10 protein-coding genes are annotated in these 12,702 nt (G+C 43.9%); 9 read left to right on the top strand and 1 reads right to left on the bottom strand.

The genetic code is table 11. The features are described 5' to 3' along the window. Nucleotides 1-52: 52 nt before the first annotated feature. Nucleotides 53-754 carry a thiamine diphosphokinase gene (locus tag K6C05_RS03385; RefSeq protein ID WP_296731230.1) on the bottom strand — a complete coding sequence of 234 codons (702 nt, stop codon included), beginning with the start codon at nt 752-754 and terminating at the stop codon, nt 53-55. A 311-nt stretch (nt 755-1,065) separates the two neighbouring features. Here K6C05_RS03385 and K6C05_RS03380 point away from each other — a divergent pair, with 311 nt between their 5' ends. From K6C05_RS03380 to K6C05_RS03340, 9 genes are all read left to right on the top strand, one after another. Then, complete coding sequence (locus K6C05_RS03380; protein WP_296731229.1) at nt 1,066-1,248, top strand: hypothetical protein; 183 nt, start codon at nt 1,066-1,068, stop codon at nt 1,246-1,248. 6 nt (nt 1,249-1,254) lie between these two features. Continuing rightward, nucleotides 1,255-2,235, top strand: a complete 981-nt coding sequence (locus tag K6C05_RS03375; protein ID WP_296731225.1) for a restriction endonuclease subunit S — start codon at nt 1,255-1,257, stop codon at nt 2,233-2,235. Nucleotides 2,236-2,414: 179 nt separating this feature from the next. Continuing rightward, on the top strand, nt 2,415-5,030 hold the full coding sequence (gene alaS, locus K6C05_RS03370) for an alanine--tRNA ligase (RefSeq protein ID WP_296731233.1): 2,616 nt from the start codon (nt 2,415-2,417) through the stop codon (nt 5,028-5,030). Between the two features lie 344 nt (nt 5,031-5,374). Beyond that, nucleotides 5,375-7,282, top strand: coding sequence for a methyl-accepting chemotaxis protein (locus tag K6C05_RS03365; RefSeq protein WP_296731222.1), 1,908 nt, complete (start codon nt 5,375-5,377; stop codon nt 7,280-7,282). A gap of 168 nt (nt 7,283-7,450) precedes the next feature. Then, nucleotides 7,451-8,809: an MFS transporter gene (locus K6C05_RS03360; protein WP_296731220.1), complete on the top strand. Its 1,359-nt coding sequence runs from the start codon at nt 7,451-7,453 to the stop codon at nt 8,807-8,809. Nucleotides 8,810-8,814: 5 nt separating this feature from the next. Continuing rightward, entirely contained in the window at nt 8,815-10,473 is a 1,659-nt protein-coding gene (locus K6C05_RS03355; protein ID WP_296731218.1) for a GGDEF domain-containing phosphodiesterase, read from the top strand. A gap of 101 nt (nt 10,474-10,574) precedes the next feature. After that, complete coding sequence (locus tag K6C05_RS03350; protein ID WP_296731215.1) at nt 10,575-10,718, top strand: hypothetical protein; 144 nt, start codon at nt 10,575-10,577, stop codon at nt 10,716-10,718. Nucleotides 10,719-10,730: 12 nt separating this feature from the next. Continuing rightward, complete coding sequence (locus K6C05_RS03345; RefSeq protein WP_296731213.1) at nt 10,731-11,921, top strand: phosphotransferase; 1,191 nt, start codon at nt 10,731-10,733, stop codon at nt 11,919-11,921. An 11-nt stretch (nt 11,922-11,932) separates the two neighbouring features. Then, nucleotides 11,933-12,702: ATP-grasp domain-containing protein (locus K6C05_RS03340; RefSeq protein WP_296731211.1), on the top strand; the 770-nt coding region annotated here is incomplete at its 3' end.

Raw genomic sequence — 12,702 nt, 5'->3', positions numbered from 1 at the left:
CATATCATAAAGCTTCCCTTTTTTTGTGTCATTTTATTAACAGCCTGGTGCGTTATTCCTGCCAGCATATATATACCGCTAATATTCCATTTCCTATGGAAACAGTAAAATCCCCATGGTATTCGTCGGCCTGAACATTGCTGACGGCATATGGTTCTGCCTGGATCAGCTGTGCATTACTGAGCTCCCAATGGAGACCACTGGTGTTAACTCCAGACACCTGTGGACTTATGGGCAGCAGGGATATTGCCTTTGGGTTTGCTTTCAATGCAATCTGTATGGATTCTTTACTACGGAGGAAGAAGATTGTTTCCTGTTCGTCGGCAATGCAGCCATTAATCAGGGAGTTGCCAAAAGAAAAAATAGTGCTGTAGGTATGGTCAAAGCGGTTGCCCATAGCTCCTGTAAGGATAGTGTAGCAGTTATCCTTTTGTGCCTTATTAAGGGCTGCCTGGGTATCTGTGAAATCCTTGTGGGCATCATATTTTTCGATAATGGTGCCATAGTCCTTAGCCCATTGCAGGCTGTTAGAATTACAGCTGTCAAAGTCACCAAGTAATCTCTCCGGTACAAGACCAAGCTCGTGGCATATATCTACCCCGTGGTCAATGCACCAAAGTGTTCTTCCATTGACTGCCTTCTGCAGCCAATCCTTTGATGGCTGCCTGCCACCGCCTACCAGCAATAGCTGATTGACCGGTTTGCCCTCAATGTATTTTATAGTAATTTTTGGCAATTTTATCTCTGTAACCATAATAATCCTCAATTTCGTAATGCATTATACTTTGAACTACTACAATCCTACTACAGCAAAAAAAATATGGCAATTGCCAAATATTTAAACTGTCGGTTTAATGCCGGGAGTTTTTTTTGGTATATTACAGTGATAGAATAAATAATCTATAAGTGGAAATGATGAGGATTGGTTAAAGAATAATATTGAGAGGATTGGATTTTGGCTTGGTCAATTATTTGTCAAATTCAGCTCCATATATTATTATTATGTAGGTAGCATTTTTAAAATATGCATTTTAATATAGAAGGAAAAATCATGGAGGAATAGTAGTGGAACTAGATAATAGTTTAAATGCACCTGATAATGGCGAAATTTCCACCGATGAAAGCAGCTTGAATGCGGAGAAGCTTCCGGATCCATTGGAGGCGGCTCAGGAGGCTGCAAAACAGCTGGATGAAGCAGCAACCTTGTTGAAGAATGTGGTAAATACCCTGAGCTCACTGGAGAAATAATAGGAAATGGCAAAGAAACAACTTACATTAGAAGAAAAAATACAAAATGCTCTGGTTCCGGAGGAAGAACAGCCTTTTAAGGTGCCTGAAAACTGGTGTTGGACAAGATTGGGAAGTGTTGGCAGCATCATATTGGGACAGTCCCCAAGGCGTGATGACACCACGGAGGATGATTCATGTATTCCGTTACTGAGTGGTGTGGCAGAGCCTGATGATGGTACTGTGACCGTAAAAAAGTATGTTAAGGCGGCTACCAAAGTATCTCAGTTGGGGGATTTGCTCATTTCCATGAAAAATAATCTTGGCAAATCTGTAATTGCGGATAAGGAGTATTGCCTGGGTCGTGGTGTGGCAGCTTTTAGAAGCGATATCGTTGATGTTGCATACGCCAGGTATTGGTTGTTAAATAGTAAGAATTATTTGTACGAAAATGCCACCGGAACATCAACCCCTCAAATTTCCGGAAAAGTATTGCAGAATATGCCAATACCATTTCCGCCACTGGAGGAACAAAAGCGTATAGTTTCTGTTTTTGAGTCTTCATGGGCTGATTTGGAAAGAGCCAGGGCTTTAATAGAAAGTGTATTGGACGGGACAGCTATACGGAAAAAGTCCATTATCAATGGAGGGGTCACCGGCCAATTAACCTCTATATGGCGAAAAATAAAAGGTATCAGCAAGGATGACTGGAGGACCGGCTCCCTGGATTCTTCGGATATTTATAAGTCCTTTAGGAATTGGTTGAAGCAGTCACAGTGTGTTAATAATCAGAGTGATGATGTACAGGTGAGTGTCCCTACACCTCCGGAGCAGCAGGAAATAGCATCTATAATACGCAACCTGTTGGCCAAGGAGAACACTGTTGTTACAAATTGCAATAATGTACTGCATTCAATTGAGATTATAAAGAAAGCCATTAATGCCAGTGCCTTCTGTGGGGAATTGGGAACAAATGACCCAACTGAAAAAGTGCTTTGGAGGTTTTGAAGGAAGTAGTACAAAATCGATAATCAATCTATGCAAATAACTGCTGTATGTTTTTTTATATGGCAGTTATTTTTTGTGCAGAACTTCATATTAACCTTTAAATATGCTATAATTTACAAGTTAGAGTGCTATTAATATCTAATTAACATATTGTGTGGAGGTAGATTGTTTTGAAGAAAATGACAGGCAATGAGCTTAGGGAAGCATATCTTACTTTCTTTGCTGAGAAGAAGGGGCATTTGAGACTTCCGAGTGCTTCACTGATACCTGAAAATGATCCGACTTTGTTGATGATTGGTGCCGGGATGGCGCCATTTAAGGCATATTTTACCGGTAAGGTTAAACCACCTCGTCCTCGTATTACTACCAGTCAGCGTTGCGTGCGTACTGGTGATATTGAGAATGTAGGCCGTACTGCCCGTCATCAGACATATTTTGAGATGCTGGGTAATTTCTCCTTCGGTGATTATTTCAAGAAGGAAGCTATTCCTTGGGCATGGGAGTTCCTTACAGAGGTCTTGGAGATGCCAAAGGACAAGCTGTGGGCTACCATATATCCAAAGGATGATGAGGCCCGTAAGCTCTGGGAGGCCCAGCCTGGCTTTGACCCGACTCACATTGTTCCTTTGGAGGATAATTTCTGGGAGATTGGACCAGGTCCATGTGGCCCTGATACGGAGATTTATTTCGATTTAGGTGAGGAGCGTGGCTGTGGCAGTCCTACCTGCGCAGTAGGCTGCGACTGTGACCGTTATCTTGAAATCTGGAACAATGTGTTTACTCAGTTTGACCGTACTGAGGATGGCAAGTACAATGACCTGGAAAATAAGAATATAGATACTGGTATGGGACTGGAGCGCATTGCTTCAGTTATTCAGGGCGTACCAAGCAACTTTGAGACTGATTTGCTGTTCCCTATTATCGAATATGCATCTAAGGTATCAGGGGTAAAATACGGTGAGGATGCTGATAAGGATGTATCACTGAAAGTTATTGCTGACCATGCCCGTTCCATGAGCATTATGATAATGGATGGTATTTTACCTTCTAATGAAGGTCGTGGCTACGTATTGCGCCGTATCCTTCGTCGCGCTATTCGTCATGGTCGTATGCTTGGAATTAAGGACAAATTCCTTGAAGGGGCAGTGGACGCTGTCTGCAAGATATATGAAGGTGCCAGTGACTTTGAGGCATTGGCCCAGAAGCAGGATTATATCAAGAAGGTTATTTCCCTGGAGGAGGACCGCTTCTCTGCTACTCTGGAACAGGGGATGGAGCTTCTTGACGGTTACATGGCTGAGGCCAAGTCTGCAGGTAAAAAGGTGCTTGACGGTGCATTGAGCTTCAAGCTCTATGATACCTTTGGGTTCCCATGGGAGCTTACTGAAGAAATCCTTCAGGAAAATGATATGGAGCTGGATAAGGCTGCCTTTGACAAGGAGATGCAGGAACAGCGTGACCGTGCCCGTGCAGCACGCGCTGAAAATCAGCGTTTTGCAGTTCCGGACTTGAAGAATATTGATACAGCTGCTCTCAGGCATGATGAAAATGCCACAGAGGCAGAAGTAGTAGCTATTTGGAAGGATGGAGTTCTGGTGGATTCCCTCCAGGATGGTGAAGAGGCCGGCATCATCCTTTCCAATACTCCGTTCTACGCCGAGGGTGGTGGACAGGTCGGAGATACCGGTATGTTTATAAGCGAGCTGGGCAGGATCAAGGCCACAAATGCCAAGAAGCTGCCTGATGGAACCATATACCATGAATCCTATGTGGAAGAAGGTCAGCTTAAGGTAGGGGACACAGTGAAGATCAAGCTGGATAAGGTTGAAAAACTGTCATCTGCCCGTAATCATACTGCTACTCACCTCCTGCAGGCTGCCTTGAAAAAGGTAGTGGGAGACCAGATTAATCAGGCCGGTTCTTCCGTCAATGGTGACAGATTGCGTTTTGACTTCACGAATTTTGAACCTGTAAGCCCACAGCAGCTGGCTGATGTTGAAGAACTGGTCAATAATGAAATCCTCAAAGGTACAGATGTGGTTGTAGAGGAAATGTCCAAGGATGCAGCAGTGGAAAAGGGTGCCATGGCACTCTTTGGCGAGAAATATGGTGATGTTGTTAGAGTTGTCAGTGTTCCGGGGTTCTCCATGGAGCTTTGTGGTGGTTCCCATGTATCAAACATCGGGCAGATCGGGTTGTTTAAAATCGTTTCTGAAACCGGTGTGGCTGCAGGCGTTCGCCGCATTGAGGCCATTACCGGAAAAGCCGCATTGGAATATGCCAACAATAAGGCCAGAATCGTTGCCGAGGCTGCAGCAAAGCTGAAGTGCCACGATGATGAGCTGGTGGCACATGTGGAAAGTCTTACTGCCCAAAACAAGGAGCTCCAGAAGCAGCTGGATAGCATCAATGCTGAAAAGGCCAAGGAAGATGCTGCGGCACTTACTGACAAGGCTGAAAAGATTGGCGATATCAGTGTAATAGCTGCTGCTGTTGATGCTTCTGATATGGATGATTTGAGAAACATTGCAGATATGACCTGTGAGAAGCTGACAGATGGAATCGTTGTTCTGGGTACGGTTAATGGTGACAAGGTTAATTTGGTGGTTAAGGCCTCCAAGTCCGCTGTTTCCAAGGGTGCCCATTCCGGTAAGATAATCAAGGAAGCTGCAGCTGTTGTCGGCGGTGGCGGCGGCGGTCGTCCTGATATGGCCCAGGCAGGTGGCAAACAGCCTGCCAAGCTGAAGGATGCACTGGCTAAGGCTGTTGAGGTAATCAGGTCACAGCTGGGCTGAGAAATGTTTTTATCCTGAATGCAACAAGCTGTTGAACTCTGTATTATGGTGTTCAGTGGCTGGTGGCTGATTAATATGTAGCCTGGAGAACGATGCCTTCTCTTTTCGATGTAGATTCGACACTAAAAAGAAGGGGGGCAGGCGCTTCTCTTGCTTACTACGCTGATGGACAGGCTTTCTGTTTTATGTTGAAAGCTGTTCAGTCAGTTATATTAAGTTTAAAGTTTGGTAGAGTCAAATTTTATTGGAGCTAATTGGCTTCTGAGTGTTTCATTTTAGAAAGGTGTATTATTATGAATTTGAAACAAAAATTTGCTTTGCTGGCGGCTTGTTGCGGTTTATTAATGGCAATTATTTCTGTAGTTGGCCTTTATTCAGCAAACAAGACGCTGGAGGAAAGCGTAGAGGCTGAGCTGATTGCATCAGTTCGGGCTGAGAATGGAAAGATAAGTGAATGGGTTGAGGAAAGGGCTGCTATGGCAAAGGCTTCCAGGGATGCCATAACTGAAGCCGGTGCTGATTCTGCAGCTATGACCAATAAAATCAATCTGTCCATGGGCAAGAATGATTCCACTATCCTGGCTATGGCAGTGGCCAACAAGGATGGACTCTTCTATGATTACAAGGACGGGGATATTTCTGCTGATATCAATCCAACCACCAGGTCATGGTTTGTTGATGCTTCTCATAAAGATGCACCTTTTGTTACTGAGGCCTATGAGGATGCCGTTACCCATAAGCTGGTAATTTCCTGCATTGCCCCTTTCAAGGGGAAGGACGGACAGTTCTACGGTGCTATCTGTGAGGATGTGGAAATCAGCATGCTTGATTCAATGATTGCTGATTTTAAATACCGTGGTAATGGTGTAGGCTATCTTATTCAGACCACTGGTGAGGTCTTGGCATCAAATGATGGGACCACACCTTTGGAAAAAGTGGACAGTAAGCATTGGGGAAACCATTTCAAGGAAATGGTAGCCCAGGGTGAAGGCTTCTTTGTTGATGGATCAAATGTTGTTGCGTATTCTACCTTGGAGGATACCGGCTGGTTGGCCACAGTGGTTGTAGATAAGGATGTGGTGTTCGAGCCGGTGTACAATCTTCGCAATACCTTTATTGCAGTGAGCATCGTTGGCCTGCTGCTTATTATTGCTGCCTGCCTTATGTTTGGCCGTCAGCTTCAGAGCGTTGCGATTTCACTTAAGCATGCCGCAGAGGAAATGGCTGCCGGTAATCTGGCAGTGGAAAAGGTAGAGGTAACCACTTCAGATGAACTTGGAGATATGGCAGCATCCTTTAACCGGATGCATGATCACCTGACAGGGGTAATAAAACATATGGCCAGCACAGCCAATCAGGTAGCTGCTGCATCTGAGGAGCTTACAGCCAATGCCTCCCAGTCAGCTGATATATCTGTCAATGTGGCAGAGACCGTTGGGGATGTAGCCAATGGCATGGATAAACAGCTGGATGATATCGACATTGCCAAAAAGAATGTAGATATAGTATACAGTGACATTAATGTCATGAACGAAAAGGCTCAACAGGTAGCTTCGGAAACAGCAGCAGCCTCTGCTGCCGCTGCCAAGGGACAGGATCTGATGGAAGACGCCATTGGCAAGATGAACAACATTGAACGCAGTGTTACCCAGTCTTCCCAGGTTGTTACAAAGCTCGGTGAGAATTCACAGCAGATAGGTGAGATTGTAGATACTATATCTGCAATTTCTGAGCAGACTAATCTTCTGGCACTGAATGCAGCCATTGAGGCGGCCCGTGCCGGAGAACACGGCCGTGGCTTTGCTGTCGTAGCTGAAGAAGTCCGCAAGCTGGCATCTGAATCCCAGACCTCGGCTGAGGAGATAAGACAACGTATCAGCGATATTCAAAATGAAACCGTCAAGGCTGTCAAGGCTATGGAGACCGGTACCAAAGATGTTACGGAAGGTATTAAGTCCATCCGCAATGTTGGTGAGCAGTTCCAGGAAATCATGTCCAAGGTTAGTGGAATCAGTGATCAGATGCATGATATCAATGATGCTGCAGAAACAGTATCCAATGGTGCCTCCAGTATTGTTGAAGCCGTTGATTCCATTGATACTGTAAGCCGTGATACAGCCAACAGGACCCAGACCATATCAGCAGCAACCGAGGAGCAGTCAGCTTCCAATGAGGAAATTGCTGCTGCGGCCCATTCCTTGGCTGAATTGGCAGAAGAAATGAATAACGAAGCCAGCAAGTTTAGATATTAATTCTATTTTTGAAGGACCTTGGCAAATGTCAGGGTCCTTTTTGTTTTTTCTTGATTTTGTAAATTTATTGCAGTATATTGTTAAAAAAATTTTCCCATCACAAAAATTGGAATGGTATAATACCGTTTTTTATAGTACAATTTTGGTAAGAGTTTAGGGGATGGTAGTTTGCAAAAACTTGTATTATATGCGGTGATGATAACATCTTTTGTAGGTGCCTTTGTGGGCAGTGGTATCAATGTGGCAGTACCTTCCATAGGACATGAGTTTGATGCCGGAGCAGGTGATATGAGCCGCTTTGTATCTGCGTATATGTTTGGTTCAGCCATATTCACCCTCCCCTTGGGGAAGGCCGCAGATATTTTAGGAAGAAAGAAGCTGTATAAGATTGGTATAACCCTGTTTGCCATAACCTTGATTATCGCTGGATTTTCACAGTCTGTAGAATTTTTGACCACGATAAGATTTTTGCAGGGTGGATTTATGGCAATGGTATTTGGCCCGGGGATGGCTGTGTTGGTTTCTGTCTATGACAAATCCATGCGGGGAAAGATATTGGGCTATTCTACTGCAGCTGTATATGTTGGTTTGACCTGTGGACCTGCTTTGGGCGGGTTAATATGTACATACATAGGCTGGCGTTGGTTTTTTTTTCTTACCGGAGCCATAGCCGCTTTGGGACTTGTATTTTTAGCCAGGGTAAAGGAAGAATGGTATGGTGAAAAGGGAGCACCCTTTGATTATAAGGGCAGTCTCTGTTATATGATGATGGCACCGCTTCTTTTGTATGGTTTTTCGGAAATAAGCAGTCAGGAAATAGGCCTTTATTTATTCCTACTGGGTATTGCCGGTTTCTTTTTGTTTGTGTATATCGAAGGCAAGACACGATTCCCAATGCTTGATGTAAATCTGTTTGTGGGTAATCGGGGATTTTCCTGCAGCAATTTGGCTGCCATGCTGCATTATGCAGCTACCTTTGCCACCAGCTTCCTGTTAGCAGTATATTTGCAGGTTATATGTGGTCTGGGAGCGGCAGAATCAGGGCTGATACTGTTGCTGCAGTTTGTAATGATGGCGCTTTTGTCGCCGGCTGCAGGTGCATTGTCAGATAGGATTGACCCTGGAAAGGTAGCATCTGTAGGCATGGGAATTAATTGCATAGGTTTGGCTGTTTTATCATTGTTGGATCAGGAAAGCTCACTGTTGTTGGTGGGTGGAGTACTTATTGCCATAGGTATAGGCTTTGCACTGTTTGCCTCACCTAATAACAATGCAATACTTAGTTCCATTCCCAGCCAATATTATGGTACGGCATCATCAATGCTGGCTGCCATGAGGATTATCGGGCAGGCACTTTCCATGGCAATCGTTACAATAGTAATGGATGTCAATGCTGTCAAATCAATGACAGGCGATGATAATGACGGGCTGTTGCTGGCAATGCAGGTTACATACAGGATATGTGCGGTGATCTGTATGGCTGGTGTTGTGGCATCCCTGATTCGGGGCAAGAATAAGATGGCATAGAAATTGTGTATAGTTCATTGGAGATTTGGGGTATAGGCATGGTCAAAGGATTGCAGAAACGATTTATGGTATGGGCAGGACTGTCAGCGCTTTCCGCTGTAGTTCTTTTGATGATTAATAACATTGTAGGGATATTATTGTTATCTGAAAGCTTTCATATGGAGACTGGAGAATTTTTAGGGTATTTTGATAAAATCCTCCTTGGCTTATTCCTGTTTATCAGTGCCAGTTTGGGGTATAGCTTGCTGTTGAATGCCGGCCAGTTTGTGGAGCAGGAAAAAAGAGCCGTTGAGGATGATATTACCCAGCTGCCAAGTCTTACAGTTTTTAATCAGGACATGGTCAATATTTTGTGCGCGAAAAAACCAGAAAATGATTATGTAATGGTTGCTGTGGATATCGATAAATTCAAGGTTGTAAATGAATTTTTTGGATTTTCCCATGGTACCAGAATCATTAGGCTGGTAGGTAATATGTTGTCCGGGAATATGAATGCCGATGAGAAGTGCTATCGGGTTGGGAATGATCTTTTTTACCTGCTGCTGAAAAGCCATGGCAGGGAAAGTGATTATCAGAGAATAAGGGATATTTTGGATAATATACTCATAGATCTGGTGGCTATGGATCCCCGGGAGTACACAAATAATGTGAACGGTGGTATATATAATCATGTGCTGTCCTTTTCAGCCGGCGGGGTAATAATCAGCGTTAACAAGATGCAGGAATATTTTAGTGGCACTGCTGAATCAATAGCTGAACAGGGTATGGCACTGGCTGCCAAAATTGCTGATAATGCAAATATTGCCCGCAAAAAGGGGAAATATGAAAATAAGAACTCGGTGTATATTTTTGATGACAGTATGCGGCAGGCTATTCTGGAGGACAAAAAAATTGAGGATGCATTCCTGTTGGGAATTGAGCGCGGAGAATTTTTGATTTATTATCAGCCAAAGTTTTATATCGGTGGGGATGAGGCTGTCCATGGGGGCGCGGAAGCACTGATTCGTTGGGAAAGTGGTGAACTGGGCTTTATGCCACCAGGTAAATTCATTCCGCTTTTTGAGAGGGATGGAAATGCCACCAGATTTGATATGCATGTAATGGACCTTGTATGTCGCAATATTTGTGAATGGAGAGCTATGGGCCTGGAGGTCCTCCCTATCTCAATTAACGTATCCAGACCGACAATACTAAATGGACCGGGATATTTGGCCTTTGTCCGTGAAAAGCTGTTCCTGTACGATATTCCTCAGGACCTTATAGAATTTGAAATTTTGGAAAGCTCATCAGATGTTGATGAGGATATTGTGGTGGAGTTTATTAACAAGATTCATGGTATGGGCTTTAAGGTATCAATAGATGATTTTGGTACAGGCTGTTCCTCCTTGGGGTTGCTTCGCCGAATTCCCCTGGATACCCTGAAGCTGGATAAGAGCTTTTTTGATGATATGAGACTTGATATGACCGAAGAGGAATCAGCGGTCATAAGGTATATGATCATGATGGCCAAAACCATGGGCTTCAGAACAATCGCTGAAGGAATAGAGGAGAAGTTCCAGGTGGATATACTGAGGGAATTTGGCTGTGATATGGTCCAGGGGTACTATTTCAGCCGGCCTATTATTGCGGATGAATATGAAAAGATGTTAAAAATGAGTCAATAAAAATGATATAACGAGCTTTAAGATGTCCCCTTCCTCTTTAGGTGGGGGAAAACAAACTACAACAGCTGGCGAGCATATCTCCCAGCTCGTTGAAACGCTAATTGGAAGATTTTTCTTCTAAAGAAGAAAAATGTGAACAATGGCGTTATAACAAGGCCATTGGCAAAATCCTTGTGGTGAATCCAAGCCTGGTAAGACGCAACAGCCTAAAGCACTTTACGTTAAAAAAAAGACGGATATGGTGAAGGGAGCTTATTATGAGTACAATTAAACTGCTTCAAGCCACTGAAGATAGTGTGGTGATCGGATTTTTTAACATGTTGAGCAGGGAGAATGCTTCCGAATCAGAGATCGAATTGTTTAAGCTCAGGAAAGATAATCCGCAGGGGAAGCTGGTATTTGATTTTGCAGGGTTGGAATACATTTCCAGTGCCGGTCTTCGCGTCATACTGAAATGTGCCAAGGCTGAACGGGAAAAAATCAAAATCATAAATACTAATATGGAAATATATGATATTTTGGAGACTACAGGCTTTCATCGGCTGTTTGAAATTCATAAAACCATGGAGCAATATTCCTTGAAGGATTTAGAGCTTATAGGTCAGGGGGCCAATGGTGCCGTTTATCGTATTGACAGGGAAAGAATTGTAAAGGTATTTCAGAAATCGACACCTATGGTGGATATCGAAAGGGAGAGGTCCATGGCCCGTGAAGCCTTGATTGCCGGACTTCCAACAGCGATTTCATATTCAGTGGTGAAGGTAGATGACTGCTATGGAATTGTGTTTGAACTGATAGACTCAGAGACGCTGTCCCGTGTAATGAGCTCAAGACCTGATGATTATGACAGCTTAGTGGATGAATATATCCGTTTATACAAGCTGATACATGAGACGAAAGTGACCGATGCTGAGTTCCCGTCCATAAAGCAGATATACTATGATGCTATCGATGGGTGCAGGGATTATTATACTGCAGAGGAGATAGATAAACTTATGGCCCTGGTGAATTCAGTGCCTGATGCAGATACATTGATTCATGGTGATTATCATCCAAACAACATCATGGTGCAGAATGGAGAATTGATTCTTATTGATATGGGAGATATGAGCAGGGGGCATATCCTTTTCGATTTTTTGGCAACGGCTACTACTCAATACAATTTGGTTAATTTGAATCCTGAATACGCTGAGTATCTCGTAAAAATGCCTGTAGAACTCATAAAAAAAAACTGGAGAAGACTTATTGATGTATATTTTAAAGAGAAGACAGATCAGGAAAAGAAGCGGATAGAGGATCAGATATGTAAGTTTACAAAGCTTAAGGTCGGTCTGGCACCTGTCTTTGGCAGAGGTGCGGCGCCTGAGATTATACAGGCCAGCATTGATGATGCCAGGGTTAATCTGTTGCCTTACATCGATGACCTTATTGGGGCAGTTGACTGGTAATGGAGGCTGTTATGAAAAAAGTAGTTTTTTACTCGAGCAATAGCAAGCGCAGGGATAAGGGCAGCAATTGCACTGTTTACCCCAATTGGGCAAATCAGTGGGATCAAATGGCGGATCGTCATCCGGAATTGGACATAACTCTGGTGGTTCAGCTTAACGGTCGCTATTTTCTGGACATAAGGGATGGCGAACTGATAAGGACTCCGAAAAAGGTGCATCTGGAGATACTTCCCCCGGAAGCAAAGATTCCTGAATTTGTAGCTGCTGTATCGGGTCTGTCTCCCGATATTGTTATCGCCATGCCGGGGCCGGTCAGTGGTTACGACTGGAATGGTATAAGAGATGCCACAATTGCAGAGGAACTTAGACGCAGGGGGCTTGAAACCATATGCTATAAAGCGGAGACAGCCCTGAACTGTTTTGATAAATGGAGAACACAGCAGGTCCTTCAGGCTAATGGTTTTCGTACACCTGACGGACTGTATCTTCACTATGATCTTTTCACCAGTCAGAAACTAAGTGCAGTTTCCACGGGAAATGTTTATCAGGAATATATATTGAATCAGGTGGAGAACATGGATATGCCGGTAGTCATAAAGAGTACTACCGGTTCTTCCTCGATGGGCATCCATGTGGCAAAGGATTATGAGGATGCAAAGGCATATTTGCTTTCTGGGAAATTAACTGAGGATGTCCTGATTCAGGAGTTCTTGTCTGGCGATGAATATGGCATGGAGGTTCACGGCAGCAAGGGAAACTATATTATCTCACCGCCATTCAG

Origin of the sequence: Anaerovibrio sp., assembly GCF_024697385.1 — a bacterium.
GTDB lineage: Bacteria > Bacillota > Negativicutes > Selenomonadales > Selenomonadaceae > Anaerovibrio.
Note: the sequence above shows the minus strand (reverse complement) of the source record. Positions and strands in the feature narration are given on the sequence as shown.